Below are 16,704 nucleotides of genomic sequence, written 5' to 3' on the forward strand. Positions count from 1 at the left end.
AACCGCATCAACTGGGTCGCCGGGATCATCAACGGCACCGGCAACTTCATCCTCACCGAAATGCGCGAGAAGGGTCGCACCTTCGAAGACGTGTTGGCCGAGGCTCAGGCTCTGGGTTACGCCGAAGCCGATCCGACCTTCGACGTCGAAGGCATCGATGCGGCGCACAAGCTGACGATTCTGGCTTCGATCGCGTTCGGCATTCCGCTGCAATTCGACAAGGCTTACACCGAAGGCATCACCAAGCTGACTACAGCTGACGTCAACTACGCCGAAGCGCTCGGTTATCGCATCAAGCACCTCGGTGTGGCGCGCATCACTGATGCCGGCATCGAGTTGCGCGTACACCCGACGCTGATTCCGGCCGATCGTTTGATCGCCAACGTCAACGGTGTGATGAACGCGGTGATGGTCAACGGTGACGCTGCCGGTTCGACCCTGTTCTACGGCGCCGGTGCCGGTATGGAGCCGACAGCTTCGTCGGTGATCGCCGATCTGGTGGACGTGGTTCGCGCCATGACCTCCGATCCGGAAAACCGCGTACCGCATCTGGCTTTCCAGCCGGACTCGCTGTCGGCCCATCCGATCCTGCCGATCGAAGCCTGCGAAAGCGCTTACTACCTGCGCATCCAGGCCAAGGACCATCCGGGCGTACTGGCTCAGGTGGCGAGCATCCTTTCGGAGCGCGGCATCAACATCGAGTCGATCATGCAGAAGGAAGTCGAGGAACACGACGGTCTGGTGCCGATGATCCTGCTGACCCACCGTGTAGTGGAACAGCGCATCAACGATGCAATCGCCGCCCTCGAAGCTCTGGCCGGCGTGAACGGTCCGGTTGTACGGATCCGCGTCGAGCACCTGAACTAAGCCGCTATTGTTCACCGGGCCCGTGCGCGGGCCCGGCTTTGCGAACACTCTCCATTGGAGTCAGTCATGCGTTACATCAGTACCCGCGGCCAGGCACCGGCCCTGAATTTCGAAGATGTCCTGCTGGCCGGTCTTGCCTCCGACGGCGGTCTGTACGTCCCGGAAGTGCTGCCACGGTTCACTCAGGAGGAAATCGCTTCCTGGGCCGGCCTGCCGTATCACGAGTTGGCCTTCCGAGTGATGCGCCCGTTTGTAACCGGCAGCATTCCCGATGCCGATTTCAAGAAGATCCTTGAAGAAACCTACGGTGTGTTCTCGCACAGCGCCGTGGCGCCGCTGCGTCAACTGAACGGCAACGAATGGGTGCTGGAACTGTTCCACGGCCCGACCCTGGCGTTCAAGGACTTCGCCCTGCAACTGCTCGGTCGTCTGCTCGACTACGTGCTGGAAAAGCGCGGCGAGCGCGTGGTGATTGTCGGTGCCACCTCCGGTGATACCGGTTCGGCCGCCATCGAAGGCTGTAAACATTGCGAAAACGTCGACATCTTCATCTTGCACCCGCACAACCGTGTGTCCGAAGTGCAGCGTCGCCAGATGACCACGATTTTCGGCGAGAACATCCATAACATCGCCATCGAAGGCGACTTCGATGACTGCCAGGAAATGGTCAAGAACAGCTTCGCCGACCAGAGCTTCCTCAAAGGCACGCGTCTGGTGGCGGTGAACTCGATCAACTGGGCGCGGATCATGGCCCAGATCGTTTACTACTTCCACGCAGCCCTGCAGTTGGGCGGTCCGGCGCGTTCGGTGTCGTTCTCGGTGCCTACCGGCAACTTCGGTGACATCTTCGCCGGTTACCTGGCGCGCAACATGGGCCTGCCGATCAATCAGCTGATCGTCGCCACCAACCGCAACGACATCCTGCACCGCTTCATGAGCGGCAACCAGTACGTCAAGGAAACCCTGCACGCCACGCTGTCGCCGTCGATGGACATCATGGTCTCGTCGAACTTCGAGCGCCTGTTGTTCGACCTGCACGGTCGCAACGGTGCAGCGATTGCCGGTCTGATGGATTCGTTCAAACAGGGCGGCGGCTTCAGCGTCGAGCAAGAACGCTGGACCGAAGCGCGCAAACTGTTCGACTCGCTGGCCGTGGATGACGCGCAAACCTGTGAAACCATCGCCGACGTCTTTGCACAGACCGGTGAAGTACTCGACCCGCACACGGCTATCGGCGTCAGAGCCGCGCGCGAATGCCGTCGCAGCCTGGACATCCCGATGGTGATTCTGGGCACTGCACACCCGGTGAAATTCCCGGATGCAGTGGAAAAGGCCGGTGTAGGAAAAGCTCTCGCACTACCTGCACATCTTTCTGATTTGTTTGAGCGAAACGAGCGCTGCACCGTTCTGCCAAATGAGCTGAAAGCCGTACAAGCCTTTGTCAGTCAGCATGGCAACCGCGGCAAGCCGCTTTAAGCCGCTAAAAGCTGTCACATTTTGAAGCCCGTCTCCTGACGGGCTTTTTTGTTTCTGCTGCCACACTGCTGGGGTTTTCACCCATGAAGGACGGGTGAGTCGATCACGAAGGAAGTGGCAATGCTGTTTTATAGAGGTTTGAAACCGGCACTGGGCTGGTTGTTTGTGTTCGGGTTGCTGGCATGGATGCGCGGCAGTGTGGCGGCGCAACTGGCGCTGCATGAGGAAGGGGTGGCGCTCAATGTCCAGTCCGTGGAACTGAACGCGCACGAGCGCCAATGGATTCGCGATAACCCCAAGGTGACGGTGGCGTCGGTGCAGTACCCGTTGTATCTGTTCAAGGACGAACATGGGCAGTGGAGCGGTTTGAACAACGATGTGCTCAAGCGCCTCACTGCGATGACCGGGTTGCAATTTGTGCATCAGGAATCTTTTTCCACCGATCATATGCTGGAGCGCCTTGAGAGCGGGGCGGCGGACATCAGTACTACCCTGGCCGTGAGTGATGAGCGCAAGGTTTTTCTGGATTTCAGCCACGCATTCGGTGGCGCCGGATGGGTGTTTGTCGGTCGCGCCGGATCGCCGCAGGTGGAGTCTTTCGAGCAATTGGCCAAGCGCGTGGTTGTGCTGCCGGCCCGCCATGCGCTGGAGGATGTGATTCGGCGTGACTTCCCGGCGATCGAGATACGTTCGGTCAAGACCTATGCCGAGGCCCGGGCTCTGGTCGAGAGCGGCGAAGCCTACGCGACCATTGAAAACGAGATTGGTGCACAGCTTTATCCTTTGGGGTTACTCAAGGTGGGCGGCCTGGTAGAAGGCAAGTGGGAAGCCGATAACCTGGCCGTGCGCAAAGGCATGCCGGAGCTGCTGAGCATTCTCAACAAGGCGCTGGAGGCGTTTCCGGCCGCCGAGTTGCGGGCCATTCGCCTGAAATGGCTTGAAGGCATTTCACCGGCGCCTGTGCCGTCCATGTGGCAGCGCATGATCGAATGGGGCTGCTGGATGATGGGCGGGCTCGGCGTGTTCGGTTTGTTGTCGCTGATATGGAATCGGCGACTGACGGCGGTGATCAAGTTGCGGCGCGAGGCGGAAAAGGATCTTGGCGATCAACTGGCGTTTCAGCACGCACTGATCGATTCCATGCCCGATCCGGTGTTCGTCCGCGATCTGCACGGGCGTCTGATTATGTGCAACCGCAGCTATGAAGAGGCGCTTTCGGTTCGACTGGATCAGGTGCAGGGGCGGCAGTTGATCGAGGTCGGTGCGTTACCCGAAGCGACGGCGTTGATGTTGCACGACGAGTTCATGATGCAACTGCGCACGCGCAAGTCGCGTTTCAGCAAGCGGCAATTGCAGTTCAACAACGGCCCGCGCGAGGTCTATCAGTGGACGGTGCCTTTTTACAGTGCCGACGGCCAATTGCGTGGTCTGCTGGGCGGCTGGACGGACATCACTCAGCGCCGGACGGAGAGCGGGTGCAGATGTCCGCATTGAAGTTGGGAAATGTCCTATACGACGTGACTACTTTTCTGATGGGAGGCTTAAGACGGCTGCCCTAGAGTGAACGACAACTGCGGTGAGAGTCCGCGATTGTCGCTTCAGAGGTCGCCCATGCGCTCGCTTAAAGTCCTGATTCTTGAACCCAATCCGTTCCAGTTGATGGCATTGCATCAAATGCTCAATGCCATTGGCATCTACGACGTACTGACGGCGCCGTCGCTGGCATCGGCCCTGTGTTCACTGGGGCATCGCGGCGCTGTCGACATCGCTATTTGCGATCCGCAACTCAAAGGGGGCGATGGCCTGGCGCTGATCCAGCATCTGGCGGAGCAGCAAGAAGCGCGTGCGCTGATCCTTTTGGGCGCGGTCGCGCCGAGTCTGCTGAACGATCTGGACTCATTGCTGCGCGAGCATCGGTTGCGACTGCTGGGGCGTCTGCAAACACCGGTCTCGGCGGTGCTGATGAGAGGTTTGCTGGACAGCTACCTGATCGCCCATACGCAGCCTGTCGGCGTTTGAGGGGCGTGGTTATTTTTCTGTCATCTTCGCCGTGCATGCTCTGACAGACCGGTGGCGCTGCGGTGCTTGCAACCGAAATGCAGAACTTTCTTCTCGGGCCGGTGGTCATTTACAGTGGACACGCCCCAGACACAATGTTTTCGGACTATTGAGTGGAGATCGAGATGGAAAGTATCAGTCTATTGCTCGGTGAGGCTCTGAGCCCGTATCAGGTTTCGTTGTCCTCAAGTGGTGCCCAGGGTGAATGCCTGGTGACCTTGAAGAACAGCAGCGGCGCCATTGTGGTTGAACGCCAATTCAATCAGGCGCAGTTGACCGACAAGCGTCAACTGACCGATGTCGTTGATGGTTTGCACCGTGACATCCTGATTGCCGAAGGGCGCCTGGAGCCCTGCGTGATCGCAGCATTGCGCAATGCAGCCCTGGACAAGCGTCCGGCGCTTTGAAAAATGAAATGTTTTTTGTGGGAACCTTCCTGCATCCCCGTCAGTCAGACCCCGTAACAGCAGGATCAAGCATTGTGCTCCGGTGCTTGTCGCTTGCTGCTACTGGTCTTTTTTACAGGCCACGTTTAACCCCGAGTCGTCTCCCCACTTCTCGGGGTTTCTTTTGTCTGCAATTTGCTCACTGCGCCGCCTGCTGTTCGAAGAACGTCCGGGCCTGTTCGAGGTAACCCTCACGCCTGTCGGGATCGAGCCAGTCGGCATAGCGCTGGTTCAACTGATCGTGGGGCAGGGTACGCAGCAGTTGGTTGATCTCGGTGATCGCCTGGCGACCTTGTGGGGTGTCGGAACATCCGATGTAACCCGACAGGTATTTAGCGTTGCCCCGAATCGGATAAAACAGCAGCTCGTCTTCGGCAATTTTTGCCAGATGAGCCTGGTAGCGGATTTCCGGCCAATAACCCAGAACTACCTGTAACCGTCCGAGACGCTGCATCATCAGCAGGCTGTTAAGAGCGTCGTTGCCGTAATGCGGTGTGAGTGCGTCTTTTGGTGCCTGGCGCAGCAGGTTGTCGACGAGCTCACCGTAACTGCGCTCCGCGACGACGCCGACCTTTTCCTTGCCATCGGCCAAAAGCGCCGCCAGATCGACTTCACCGTCCACCAGAAACCGCGCCAATACGTCGCGATCTTTCTGACGCACCACCAGCCCGTTGCTGACAGCGCGAAACGCAGGAATGGAAAAAGCGATCCATTGCGTGCGCTCTTTGCTCCAGATTAACGATGGGTCGCAGGTGAACGAGGCTTCGTGAAGCATCTGCATGCCGCGGGCGCGATTAACCCGCATCAGTGTGTGTTCGTATTGCGGCATGCCGGCGATCAGCATCGGCATCAGGTGATCGATGACGCCCTGGCCCTTTTTTGGACCTTCGAAAATCGTCAGCGGCGGCATGTCGCGCAGTAACCAGATCAGCGTCGGTTTCGCCTGCGCCCAAGCCGGCAAACCCAGCAGAAACAGCAAGCCGAACAGGCGCCACGTCCACCAGTGATGGGCGCGGTTGGCGGCTGATGTCTGTCGGTTTTTCAGTTCAAATGGCTCCGTCTTCGCGCAGTCGAGTGATCTGCTGTTCGTCGTAGCCAAGATCGTGGAGTACCTGCGCATTGTGTTCACCGAGCTGCGGCCCGACCCATTCGGACGAGCCCGGTGTCTCAGAGAGTTTCGGCACGATGCCCGGCATCTTGAAGGGCTTGCCGTCTGGCAACTTGGCGTGCAGGAACATTTCCCGGGCCAGGTATTGCGGATCGGTGAGCATGTCCTCGGCGCTGAAGATCCGGCTGACCGGCACGTCGGCCTGATTGAGCAGGTCGAGCACGGTTTGCAGCGGCAGCGAATTGACCCAGCGATCAATTACGCCATACAACTCGTCACGGCGGCTGTCGCGCCCGTCGTTGCTGGCCAGCGTCGGGTCGTTGGCCAGATCGTCGCGGCCCATCACCTGCATGAAACGTTTGAAAATCGCATCGCCATTGGCGCCGATCTGCACATGCTTGCCGTCGGCGCTGGTGTGGATCGAAGAGGGCGTGATGCCGGGCATGATGTTGCCGGTGCGCTCGCGAATAAAACCGAACACGTCGAACTCCGGCACCATGCTTTCCATCATGGCGAAGATGGCTTCATACAACGCCACATCGACCACTTGGCCCAAGCCGCCGTTGACCTCGCGATGACGCAGCGCCATCAACGCGCCAATCACGCCCCACAGCGCGGCAATCGAATCGCCGATGGAAATTCCGGTGCGCACCGGCGGTCGATCCTCGAAACCGGTGATGTAGCGCAGGCCGCCCATGGATTCGCCGACTGCGCCGAACCCTGGTTGGTCCTTCATCGGCCCGGTCTGACCGAAACCAGAGAGGCGCACCATCACCAGTTTCGGGTTCAAGGCGTGCAGGGTCTCCCAGCTCAGGCCGAGCTTCTCCAATACGCCGGGTCGGAAATTCTCGATGAGGATATCGGCTTCAGCGAGCAGTTTTTTCAGGATTGCCAAACCCTCGGGGTGTTTGAGGTTCAGCGTTAGCGATTTCTTGTTGCGCGCCTGAACGAACCACCACAGCGAAGTGCCTTCGTACAACTTACGCCACTTGCGCAAGGGATCACCGCCGTCCGGCGATTCGATCTTGATCACTTCGGCGCCGAACTCGCCGCAAATGCGCGAGGCAAACGGCCCGGCAATCAACGTACCCAATTCAATGACTTTCACACCGCTGAGCGGCTTGTTGGCGAACGGCATACTGAATCCTGTAGGACAAGGTTATGCGGATACAGCGTTTTAACATAGCCGGCTGTCAGGCGCGCAAAGTTGATCGCCATCAATTCGATGATTGCCTACCGCATCGGTTAGACTTGCCGACTTTCCTCGTATCAAGAAGCCCGTTCATGGCCCAGCCGTCCACTACGTATAAATTCGAACTGAACCTCACCGACCTCGACCGCAGCGTCTACGAGAGCGTCAAGCAGACCATCGCCCGTCACCCTTCGGAGACCGAAGAGCGCATGACCGTGCGGCTGTTGGCCTACGCCCTCTGGTACAACGAGCAGTTGTCGTTTGGCCGTGGTCTGTCGGACGTGGATGAGCCGGCGCTGTGGGAAAAAAGCCTGGATGACCGTGTCCTGCACTGGATCGAAGTCGGCCAGCCAGACGCCGATCGTCTGACCTGGTGCTCACGCCGCACCGAACGTACCAGCCTGCTGGCCTACGGCAGCCTGCGCGTCTGGGAAACCAAGGTCATCCCGGCGATCAAGAACCTGAAAAACGTCAACATCGCTGCGGTCCCGCAAGAAGTGTTGGAAACCCTGGCCAAGGACATGCCTCGCGTCATCAAGTGGGACGTGATGATCAGCGAAGGGACGATCTTCGTCACCGACGACCGTGGTCAGCACGAAGTCCAGTTGCAATGGCTGCAAGGTGAGCGCGGCTGATCCTGCGCTTTCACCGAATTAATCCCACGTATTCAAGAGAAGCCTCCGTCACCCCATGCGTATCGAACCTCGCCAACTGCCTGCCACTCTGCCATTTCTCGGTGATCTGCCACCGCTGCTGACCCGTTTGTACGCGGCGCGGGGCGTGCAGTCCGAGGCGGAGCTGGACAAGAGCCTGGCGCGCTTGATTCCGTTCCAGCAACTCAAGGGCATTGATGCGGCAGTAGATCTGCTGGTGACGGCGCTGGAGCAACGTCAGCGCATCCTCATCGTCGGTGACTTTGACGCGGACGGCGCCACCGCCAGTACGGTCGGCATGCTCGGTCTGCGTCTGTTGGGTGCGGAGCACGTCGACTATCTGGTACCGAACCGCTTTGAGTACGGCTACGGTCTGACCCCGGAAATCGTCGAAGTCGCCATGACCCGCGAGCCGCAGTTGCTGATCACCGTCGACAACGGCATCTCCAGCGTCGAAGGCGTTGCCGCCGCGAAGCGCCATGGGCTCAAAGTACTGATCACCGATCACCACTTGCCTGGCGACGAACTGCCGGCGGCCGATGCGCTGGTCAATCCGAACCAACCGGGCTGCGAGTTTCCGAGCAAGGCGCTGGCCGGGGTCGGGGTTATTTTCTATGTGTTGATGGCGTTGCGTGCGCGCCTGCGCAGCCTCGGTTGGTACGAAAACAAACCGCAGCCGAACATCGGCGAGCTGCTTGATCTGGTGGCATTGGGCAGCGTGGCTGACGTGGTGCCGCTCGACGCCAACAATCGCATTCTGGTGCACCAAGGTCTTGAGCGGATTCGTGCCGGGCGCGCGCGGCCGGGGATCAAGGCGATTCTTGAAGTGGCAAAGCGTGACGCGGCGCGGATAACCTCCACGGATCTCGGCTTTATCGTCGGCCCGCGGCTCAATGCCGCCGGACGTCTGGATGACATGAGTCTGGGTATCGAATGCCTGCTCACCGCCGACGCCAATATGGCCCAGGAAATGGCCGCGCAACTGGACGGCATGAACCAGGATCGCAAATCCATCGAGCAGGGCATGCAGCGTGAAGCGCTGGCCCAGCTCAAGGATTTGCCCGTCGAGTCGATGCCGTACGGTTTGTGCCTGTTCGATCCGGAGTGGCACCAGGGCGTCATCGGGATCCTCGCCTCGCGCATGAAAGAGCGTTATTTCCGTCCGACCATTGCCTTCGCCGATGCTGGCGATGGGTTGCTCAAAGGCTCGGGGCGATCGGTGCAGGGCTTCCATATTCGTGATGCCTTGAGCGTGGTTGCGGCGCAACATCCGAACCTGATCGCCAAGTACGGTGGCCACGCGATGGCGGCCGGCCTGACCTTGCCGCAAGAGAATTTTCCGTTATTCGCCGAGGCATTTGACGCCGAAGTGCGTAGGCAACTTCGCGAAGAAGACCTCACCGGGCGTTTGCTCTCGGACGGTACGCTGGCGGTTGAAGAGTTTCACCTCGAACTGGCCCGCGCCCTGCGCCACGCCGGACCGTGGGGGCAGCACTTTCCGGAACCGCTGTTCCACGGCGTGTTCCAGTTGGTCGAGCAGCGCGTGGTTGGCGAGCGTCATTTGAAAGTGGTGCTGAAAAGCGAGTGCGGTTCGGTGAAACTCGACGGCATCGCGTTCGGCATCGACCGCGATATCTGGCCGAACCCGACCATCAAGTGGGTTGAACTGGCCTACAAACTCGACGTCAACGAGTTTCGGGGCAACGAGACCGTGCAACTGATGATTGCCCACATCGAACCGCGTTGACCCCATTCGCGAGCAGGCTCGCTCCCACAGGGAGATGCATTCCAACTGTGGGAGCGAGCCTGCTCGCGAAAGCGGTCTTTCATACACAGAATCACTCTGAACCCTCCCGCCCCCCCGGTTGTCGACTAGGCTCTAAGCACTGCTTGATTGGCCTTGTGACGTTTTGTCGAATTTTTTGCCCGCGGGGGCGGGTGCTGTACCTTTTCCTGTCACTCGTCGACTTTTCAAACAGAACCCTGGAGCCTGCCCACTGATTTGAGAGGTGCCCCATGAGTCTGCTGCTTGAACCCTTTACCCTGCGCCAACTGACCCTGCCCAATCGCATCGCCGTGTCGCCCATGTGCCAGTACTCCAGCGTCGATGGCCTGGCCAACGACTGGCATCTGGTGCATCTCGGCAGCCGCGCGGTGGGCGGCGCCGGCCTGGTCTTCACCGAAGCCACGGCGGTCACAGCCGACGGGCGGATCACCGCCGAAGACCTTGGTTTGTGGAACGACGAACAGATTGAACCGCTGCAGCGCATCACCCGTTTCATCACCGCCAATGGCGCGGTGGCCGGCATTCAACTGGCCCACGCCGGGCGCAAGGCCAGCACCCATCGGCCCTGGATCGGCAAGCATGGCAGCGTCAAACCGGACGATGGCGGCTGGACCCCGGTCGGGCCTTCCCCGATTGCCTTCGACCCGCAACACACACAACCCAAACAGCTTGATGATGGGCAGATCGCCGACGTGATACAGGCCTTTGTCGATGCCGCCAAGCGCGCATTGACGGCGGGGTTCAGTGTAGTTGAAGTCCACGCAGCTCATGGTTATCTGCTGCACCAGTTTCTTTCGCCATTGAGTAATCAACGGCGGGATCAATACGGCGGTTCATTTGAAAACCGGATTCGGCTGGTGTTGCAAGTGACCGAAGCGGTGCGCGCGGTCTGGCCGGAAGAGTTGCCGGTGTTTGTCCGCGTGTCGGCCACTGACTGGGTCGAGGACGGCTGGAACCCGGATGAAACCGTAGAGCTGGCGCGACGCCTGCATACACTTGGCGCGGACTTGATCGACGTTTCCTCTGGCGGCACGGCGGCCAACGCGGAGATTCCCGTTGGGCCGGGCTATCAGACGCGCTTCGCTGAACGCGTACGCAAGGAGTCAGGCATCGCCACCGGCACTGTGGGAATGATTACCGAGCCGGCGCAGGCCGAGCACATTTTGCGAACCTGTCAGGCCGACATCATCTTCCTCGCCCGTGAACTGCTGCGTGATCCGTACTGGCCGTTGCACGCCGACGATGATCTGGGCGGACGCCAAGCCGTGTGGCCGGCGCAGTATCAGCGCGCGACCCATCGAGACCAGCCGATTCATGAGTCTGATCTGCGTGATTGAGTGAACTGCTGAAATGCAAAAAGCCCCGGTCAGTGATGGCCGGGACTTGGTTTTTTTGTCTGCTGAATATTGTTTTGCCTGGCCCGCCTTCGCGAGCAGGCTCGCTCCCACATTGGTTCAATGCCGGTCATGACTTTTGTGGTCGGCCGAGATCAACTGTGGGAGCGAGCCTGCTCGCGAAGAGGCCCGCCCAAACGCTAGAGAACCCTCAAGGGTATTTGCGCTTGTCCGGCGCCGGCGGGAAGTACTGGTACAACCAGGTTTCACTCAGCGTGCGGTCATTGGTGCGGATGAACAAACGCAGCTCCACCGGTTCAACGCTGTCATTGGTCGGGTACCAGTCAAACAGGATCCGATAACCCTTGATGTCATCCAGCACCAGCACGCTGAAGTCCTGCACCTTGCCGTTCGAGCACGTCACCACCGGTTCGATCCCGGTGCCCTGCGGCAGGCGATCGAGGCCGCCACCGTTGAAGTCCACGGCAAAACGGCGTGCCCATACCGGCGGATAATGTTCGCCCGGCGCCCAGCCTTCGGTGAAGCCGCCCATACCGGAGCGTGTTGCATGCACCCGTGCCAGCGGCGTTCCCACCGGCGGCAGGGCGCTCCAGTACAACTTGTAGCCGTAGTTCAGCGAATCCCCGGCCGCGACCGGTTTTTTCGGTGTCCAGAACGCTACGATGTTATCGAGGGTTTCACCGGTTGTAGGAATTTCCAACAGATCGATAGAGCCTTCGCCCCACGCGGTTGTAGGTTCTACCCACAGGCTTGGGCGTTTGCTGTACCAGTCGACAGTGTCCTGATAGTTGGCGAATTCATGATCGGTCTGCACCAGACCGAAGCCCTTCGGATCGGTGTCGGCAAACGCGTTGAATTGCAGGGTGGCCGGGTTGTTCAACGGACGGCAGATCCACTCGCCATTGCCGCGCCACATCGCCAGACGATCCGAGTCGTGTATCTGCGGGTGAATGGTGTCGCACATGCGGCGCTCGTGGGTGCCGCAGCTGAACATGCTGGTCATCGGCGAGATGCCCAGTTGTTCGATGGCCGTGCGCGCGTTGATGTGTGCGTCGACCTCCATCACCACGCGCTCGGCCTGGCAATCGATGTCGAAGCGATACGCGCCAGTGGCACTCGGCGAATCGAGCAGGGCGTACACCACAAAACGCGTGGCGTTCTTGTCCGGCGTCTCGAACCAGAACTTGGTGAAGTCAGGGAATTCTTCGCGTTTCTTCGCGTAAGTATCGATCGCCAGACCGCGCGCCGAGAGGCCATATTGGCCAGTCGCATCTACCGCACGGAAATAGCTGGCGCCGAGGAACGACAACACGTCGTGGCGATCCAGTTCCGGTGCCTTGAACAGCTTGAACCCGGCAAAACCCAAGTCGCCCTTGAGCTGCTGGGTGTCGACCGAAGTGTTTTCATAGTTGAACAGCGCCGGGCGGAAATGCACCTCGCGGGCGGTGCGGGTCTTGGCGTCGACGCTGTACATGCGCACCGGCTGGCGGAAACCCATACCGACGTGGAAGAACTGCACGTCCAACTGACCCTTGTTCTCTTTCCACAACGAATGTTCGCCGTCGTAGCGGATCGCGTTGAAATTTTGCGGGGTCATGGTCGCCAGCGTCGGCGGCAGCACCTGTTTGGTGTCCTGATACGCGCTGCCGGCCAGTTGCTTGGCCTGACGCTTCAGCGCTTCGAAGTCGAAGGCCTGAGCCTCGCCATCGGCGGCGCCACCATTGGCAGCCCAGGCGCGGCTGGCCAGCAGGCCGGTAGCCGAAAGACCGGTGTAAGCCGCAATGGCCATGGACGCTTTGAGCAAATTCCTGCGGTGCATAAATACAACCTGTCGTGTGCAATCCCGCGCCCTTCCTGGCACGTGCTGGATCAGAAATAACGGTTCGGACATGCCTTGGCCAAACGCAACGGACTATAAACAGATGCCGGCTAGCTTAAACCGTTCGATTGTCGTGCAGAAATGATTGATTACAAGGCTCAGTGTGGCAATGAAACAAGACATGTCAGTATTTTTTCCGACAGTGCTTTCTGATTTACACGGCATATCTGCTTTTTTCGACTAATTACTCTAAATACCCCTTTTCAGCGCCGTTTAAATTTCTATTCTATGGACATGACCGGTCGCGAACCTTCAGACCGGCTGGGCACACGACGCTGCTGAAAGGGGCAGGGCGATGTGGTGGTTAAGCAGTTCTTTGACGTATTAGAGAAGGACATCGTCCATGGCAAAAATACAAGGTATCACCGACATGTTGGGCATCTTTCCCTGTCTCGGCAGCGGGCGCAGAAGGCGTAGGCTTAGCTCCGATGAGCTGAAACTGGTTGAGCGTTATCGGGAGCTTTCGGAGAGCGACCGCATCGCGATGCGGTATCTGGTGGATGCGATGAGGAGTGTTTCGCGGTTTTGAGTTGAACTGACGTAGGGGCGGACTGAGAAGTCCGCCCTTTTTATTGGCTCAGTTACAGCTTCCCAGCACCGGATAAGGCCGCTGGCCGTGCAGCAACTCCGGCACGTCACGCCATTTGACCCACGCCTGCTGCTGCCAGTGCAACAGCGGTACGGTGACGCCTGCCCAGTTCACCGAACTCAGGCTCGGGCAGTTCTCCACAGATATCGCGCCGGTTTCGCGCAACATCGGAATCACTTCATGGCTCAGCCATTGGCGCAGATTGCGGTTTTCCGGGACGAAGTGGTGGACGAGCAGGGCGTACAGACCGGACTCGCTGACCATTGCGCAATCGACGATTTCGCCATCCTTGCGCATGAGGACGTTGCGACGCTGATCGGGATCGAGTTTCAGGGTGAGGCGTTCGTTCAGCGGATAGCCCATTAGACGACCAAGATCCTGGACGCAGAACCAGGCTTCGTGGTCTTGCATGAACGCGTGGAGGAAGCGGTTGTGGCGGGTGAAGACGGTGGGGGTGAAGTGGGTCGACGATGAATTTTGGATTTGCGCAGACATGTAGTGACTTCCGATTTGAGTAGGAAAGTCGCCATCAACTCTTCGACAAGTTGGGTGGCGAACCGTGTGGCGTTCGAAGTCGGGATACTTCCAGTCAAACACGGAAAAGCCAGAAGGCCCGCGCCACACGGCCCGCCATAAAGCAAAACTGAAGCTGTGACAGCCACAGTTCAATGGAGGGCATGCAAGCACCGCGTTGACAGTTTCCGGCTTCGACCCCGGGTCGCTGAATGAACAGCGACGGGATAAAGCCTATCGGTCAGGCGCTTGCGGCGACAAGTCTACTCTTGCGACGCACGGCGTAGGAAACGGGGTTTTTTCAGGAAGGCTGCGTCTGTAGGAAAATGCCTGTTTTACTCTGTACTTAGCAAGCCCGCACCTGAGCCGCAGTTATGCTTAAAAGTCACTCGGGATCTAACCTTTGTAGGTTGAAATTTTAGCCAATCCGAAGATATAAATTGTGCACGTAGCGCCAGATTTTCGTATTGTCGGCGGATGAAGCCGATGGAAAGCAGCTACAGCCAAAAAGGATATGTGGGTCGATCTCGTCAGTTTTGGTTTCAAGTGGTGACAGAGTCGATGTTCTTTGACAGCAGTATCGTCAGGGTGACGATGCGTCATTCGATTGGCAGCTGCAGACATCGCGACGACTTAGAAATCGCCCCTTTAGGAGGGTAAGGGTTCAGTTTAGGGTTCGTAAAGTCGCTGAAGTATTTGCTTCTCGTCGCAAAGATGTTGGAGGGAGGTAAAAGCACTTTCCCGAACGTGCAGCATGATGCAATATGCAGATAAGAAAACTACCTGTTTGCAAAGGGATTGGCATATGTGGAAGTTTGTTTATGGCTCTGTAGTGTTAAGGTTTTTTGGGTCGATTTTTTATGCATGTTAATAGTGGTTTGGAACTCGCTAAGAAAGCCTTTGCGCGCTCTACAATGCAGGACATTTTTGAGCGTGGAGCAGCGAGTGAACTTCTGGCGGATATTGTGGATGTCTCGAGAAAAAACGGTCTTGGGTTTGAGAGAATATCTGATCTATACAGTATTTTTTTTGAGGTCATGAAGTCAGAGTATAGAAATGAATATGTTTTTAAGAATGCCTTGGCTCAGAAGATTGTTAAGGGGCGGCATAAGTATGTGGGAGCGACATTTATAAATGAGCTCAAGATTAGGTCTAGTGTGGCTGATACTGTAATAGTCAATGGGACCTCATCTGTTTATGAGATAAAAACTGAGTTTGATTCGTTTTTTAGGCTCGAATCGCAGTTGGAAACATATCGTCGTGTTTTTGATAAGATTTATGTCGTGGTCTCTCCTGATAAGGTTTCATCAGTTGTTAAGTATGTCGCTCCTGATGTTGGTATATTGAGTTTGTCAAAAAGATTTAAGTTGTCCGAGTTGCGCGAAGCGAAAAGCAATAAAGGGAACGTATGTCAAGATTATATTTTCTCTATTTTGAGGAAGGATGAGTATTGCAATATTATTTCTAAAAAATTTGGCGCTCTTCCAGCTGTAGCTCCAATTGATATTGCAGAAGCGTGTGCTGAGTTGTTTAGGAGAATTCCAGCAGTTGAAGCGCATGATTATATGGTCACGCAGTTACGTCTTCGGCGCTCTAAATATTATGATAAAGCGTTTTTGAGTAAAGTTCCGTCGCCTCTGCTCGCAGCAGTTATGTCTTCAAGTGTTAGTAAGCCTAAACTTATGAGGTTTGCTGAAGTAATGTTCTGAGAGTTAATGATAAACGACAAGGATGAAGTATGTATTTTCCGTATCTTAGAAGTAAGCAGTACGAGTTGCTGGCTTTAAGGGAGATTGTTTCTAAGTGGCACGGCTCGGGCATGGTTTTGCCTATAATTGAGCCTATCAGCAAGACTGATCGTGACCTGAAACTCTTTGCTAAGGCTTTGAGTAAGGTCGGTGCCAGATACATACTTATTGAAAACCCAAGTGTCGGCGCAAGGAAGGGTGAACAGAGGTATATCGAGTCGTTGATAGATAGTAATAAAGCGCTAAATTCTAAAATTGGAATTGCTTATATAGTTTTAAAGAGTACTAAGAAATCTGATGTAATGCTTTTTTCTGCACGTCATCCTGGCCATAGGCTGACTTTAGTGCATCGAGAGGTTTCTGATGATTTGGTGGAGATTTTGAAATTCTCCGCAGTTAAGGGCTTTGAGTACAATGTGGTTGTTAAGAGTAAAGCAGTTCCGCAGAGTGAGTTGAGTAAGTTCCAAGTTGATAACTTGGTTCTAGTTCAGGACGGTTTTTTAAAGAAGGCCAGAAATGCGGACTATCCTGCTGAGGAAAAATTTGAGAGCTTGTATACGGATTACTCTGATCTTGGGTATGTAGGCTTCGGTGATTTTAGTATTGTAGGAAATAATTTCTCGGATGGTGGTGGTGGAAAACTGTACACAGTGGCCATACATTTAACAATTGATCGGCAGCGGGAGATCTATACAAAGCATTTTTTGTCAGAAAAAAGGGATTATGAAGATAAGAGGGATACTTTGATAAAAGAAGCATTGCGAGAGACAGTGGCGTTTATCAAGTCCAATAAAAGATTGTTGGAGTTTTCTTTGGGATGTCAAGATTTTATAGATATATATGACTCTGGTAGCTCTACTAGTTTGGCTCTTCTGAAAAAATACTCGATGAAGCATCATACCGAGCTCATGATAAAATTGATTTCCTGACCCCTGCTTTTTAGAAAAGGCCTAGATAGTAGGCCTTCTCTATATGGGTTTTTTTGCCGTTATTTGATTGTGGAAACTATATCAGGTCATGTTGCCAAGTTTTCC

The 16,704-nt window shown here is 56.5% G+C and carries 15 protein-coding genes; 11 read left to right on the plus strand and 4 right to left on the minus strand.

Translation table 11 applies throughout. From position 1 onward, the window contains the following. The 5 genes from ACIOVB_RS20045 to ACIOVB_RS20065 form a co-directional block, all read left to right on the plus strand. Positions 1–867 (plus strand): homoserine dehydrogenase (locus tag ACIOVB_RS20045; protein ID WP_401270673.1); only part of this gene is annotated, 867 nt, incomplete at its 5' end. Positions 868–933: 66 nt separating this feature from the next. Next, positions 934–2,343 (plus strand): threonine synthase, encoded by a 1,410-nt coding sequence (gene thrC, locus ACIOVB_RS20050; RefSeq protein ID WP_401270676.1) that lies wholly within the window; start codon positions 934–936, stop codon positions 2,341–2,343. 120 nt (positions 2,344–2,463) lie between these two features. Further along, complete coding sequence (locus tag ACIOVB_RS20055) at positions 2,464–3,837, plus strand: transporter substrate-binding domain-containing protein (protein WP_401270679.1); 1,374 nt, start codon at positions 2,464–2,466, stop codon at positions 3,835–3,837. Between the two features lie 117 nt (positions 3,838–3,954). Continuing rightward, complete coding sequence (locus ACIOVB_RS20060) at positions 3,955–4,362, plus strand: response regulator (RefSeq protein WP_187680000.1); 408 nt, start codon at positions 3,955–3,957, stop codon at positions 4,360–4,362. 164 nt (positions 4,363–4,526) lie between these two features. Then, positions 4,527–4,808 carry a DUF3509 domain-containing protein gene (locus ACIOVB_RS20065; RefSeq protein ID WP_401270681.1) on the plus strand — a complete coding sequence of 94 codons (282 nt, stop codon included), beginning with the start codon at positions 4,527–4,529 and terminating at the stop codon, positions 4,806–4,808. A 178-nt stretch (positions 4,809–4,986) separates the two neighbouring features. Here ACIOVB_RS20065 and ACIOVB_RS20070 read toward each other — a convergent pair whose 3' ends face one another. Continuing rightward, positions 4,987–5,946 carry a TIGR02285 family protein gene (locus ACIOVB_RS20070; protein WP_401270684.1) on the minus strand — a complete coding sequence of 320 codons (960 nt, stop codon included), beginning with the start codon at positions 5,944–5,946 and terminating at the stop codon, positions 4,987–4,989. Continuing rightward, complete coding sequence (locus ACIOVB_RS20075) at positions 5,894–7,093, minus strand: CaiB/BaiF CoA transferase family protein (RefSeq protein WP_401270686.1); 1,200 nt, start codon at positions 7,091–7,093, stop codon at positions 5,894–5,896. The genes ACIOVB_RS20070 and ACIOVB_RS20075 overlap by 53 nt, the downstream gene beginning before the upstream one ends. Before the next feature lie 146 nt (positions 7,094–7,239). On the opposite strand from ACIOVB_RS20075, the gene ACIOVB_RS20080 reads away from it, so the two are divergent. The 3 genes from ACIOVB_RS20080 (at position 7,240) to ACIOVB_RS20090 (ending at position 10,923) form a co-directional block, all read left to right on the plus strand. After that, positions 7,240–7,782 (plus strand): YaeQ family protein, encoded by a 543-nt coding sequence (locus tag ACIOVB_RS20080; RefSeq protein ID WP_007908961.1) that lies wholly within the window; start codon positions 7,240–7,242, stop codon positions 7,780–7,782. A gap of 55 nt (positions 7,783–7,837) precedes the next feature. Further along, positions 7,838–9,547, plus strand: coding sequence for a single-stranded-DNA-specific exonuclease RecJ (recJ, locus tag ACIOVB_RS20085; RefSeq protein ID WP_401270689.1), 1,710 nt, complete (start codon positions 7,838–7,840; stop codon positions 9,545–9,547). Positions 9,548–9,816: 269 nt separating this feature from the next. After that, entirely contained in the window at positions 9,817–10,923 is a 1,107-nt protein-coding gene (locus tag ACIOVB_RS20090; RefSeq protein ID WP_401270691.1) for an NADH:flavin oxidoreductase/NADH oxidase, read from the plus strand. 208 nt (positions 10,924–11,131) lie between these two features. On the opposite strand, the gene ACIOVB_RS20095 is transcribed toward ACIOVB_RS20090, so the two are convergent. Further along, positions 11,132–12,760 carry a glucan biosynthesis protein D gene (locus ACIOVB_RS20095; RefSeq protein ID WP_401270694.1) on the minus strand — a complete coding sequence of 543 codons (1,629 nt, stop codon included), beginning with the start codon at positions 12,758–12,760 and terminating at the stop codon, positions 11,132–11,134. A 403-nt stretch (positions 12,761–13,163) separates the two neighbouring features. Here ACIOVB_RS20095 and ACIOVB_RS20100 point away from each other — a divergent pair, with 403 nt between their 5' ends. Beyond that, positions 13,164–13,349: a hypothetical protein gene (locus tag ACIOVB_RS20100; protein WP_102357616.1), complete on the plus strand. Its 186-nt coding sequence runs from the start codon at positions 13,164–13,166 to the stop codon at positions 13,347–13,349. Between the two features lie 48 nt (positions 13,350–13,397). Here the strand turns inward: ACIOVB_RS20100 and ACIOVB_RS20105 are convergent, their stop codons facing one another. Beyond that, complete coding sequence (locus ACIOVB_RS20105; RefSeq protein WP_401270697.1) at positions 13,398–13,904, minus strand: Bro-N domain-containing protein; 507 nt, start codon at positions 13,902–13,904, stop codon at positions 13,398–13,400. Positions 13,905–14,782: 878 nt separating this feature from the next. Here ACIOVB_RS20105 and ACIOVB_RS20110 point away from each other — a divergent pair. After that, positions 14,783–15,631, plus strand: coding sequence for a sce7726 family protein (locus tag ACIOVB_RS20110; RefSeq protein ID WP_401270700.1), 849 nt, complete (start codon positions 14,783–14,785; stop codon positions 15,629–15,631). A gap of 29 nt (positions 15,632–15,660) precedes the next feature. Further along, positions 15,661–16,599: a sce7725 family protein gene (locus ACIOVB_RS20115; protein ID WP_401270703.1), complete on the plus strand. Its 939-nt coding sequence runs from the start codon at positions 15,661–15,663 to the stop codon at positions 16,597–16,599. Positions 16,600–16,704: the final 105 nt, after the last annotated feature.

Source organism: Pseudomonas sp. NPDC087639 (assembly GCF_044743385.1).
Lineage (GTDB): Bacteria > Pseudomonadota > Gammaproteobacteria > Pseudomonadales > Pseudomonadaceae > Aquipseudomonas.

Excerpts from the sequence above, each read along its gene's own strand:
- thrC (WP_401270676.1), top strand. The coding sequence starts at position 934 with ATGCGTTACATCAGTACCCGCGGCCAGGCACCGGCCCTGAATTTCGAA.
- ACIOVB_RS20055 (WP_401270679.1), top strand. The coding sequence starts at position 2,464 with ATGCTGTTTTATAGAGGTTTGAAACCGGCACTGGGCTGGTTGTTTGTG.
- ACIOVB_RS20060 (WP_187680000.1), top strand. The coding sequence starts at position 3,955 with ATGCGCTCGCTTAAAGTCCTGATTCTTGAACCCAATCCGTTCCAGTTG.
- ACIOVB_RS20065 (WP_401270681.1), top strand. The coding sequence starts at position 4,527 with ATGGAAAGTATCAGTCTATTGCTCGGTGAGGCTCTGAGCCCGTATCAG.
- ACIOVB_RS20075 (WP_401270686.1), bottom strand. The coding sequence starts at position 7,093 with ATGCCGTTCGCCAACAAGCCGCTCAGCGGTGTGAAAGTCATTGAATTG.
- ACIOVB_RS20080 (WP_007908961.1), top strand. The coding sequence starts at position 7,240 with ATGGCCCAGCCGTCCACTACGTATAAATTCGAACTGAACCTCACCGAC.
- recJ (WP_401270689.1), top strand. The coding sequence starts at position 7,838 with ATGCGTATCGAACCTCGCCAACTGCCTGCCACTCTGCCATTTCTCGGT.
- ACIOVB_RS20090 (WP_401270691.1), top strand. The coding sequence starts at position 9,817 with ATGAGTCTGCTGCTTGAACCCTTTACCCTGCGCCAACTGACCCTGCCC.
- ACIOVB_RS20095 (WP_401270694.1), bottom strand. The coding sequence starts at position 12,760 with ATGCACCGCAGGAATTTGCTCAAAGCGTCCATGGCCATTGCGGCTTAC.
- ACIOVB_RS20100 (WP_102357616.1), top strand. The coding sequence starts at position 13,164 with ATGGCAAAAATACAAGGTATCACCGACATGTTGGGCATCTTTCCCTGT.
- ACIOVB_RS20105 (WP_401270697.1), bottom strand. The coding sequence starts at position 13,904 with ATGTCTGCGCAAATCCAAAATTCATCGTCGACCCACTTCACCCCCACC.
- ACIOVB_RS20110 (WP_401270700.1), top strand. The coding sequence starts at position 14,783 with ATGCATGTTAATAGTGGTTTGGAACTCGCTAAGAAAGCCTTTGCGCGC.
- ACIOVB_RS20115 (WP_401270703.1), top strand. The coding sequence starts at position 15,661 with ATGTATTTTCCGTATCTTAGAAGTAAGCAGTACGAGTTGCTGGCTTTA.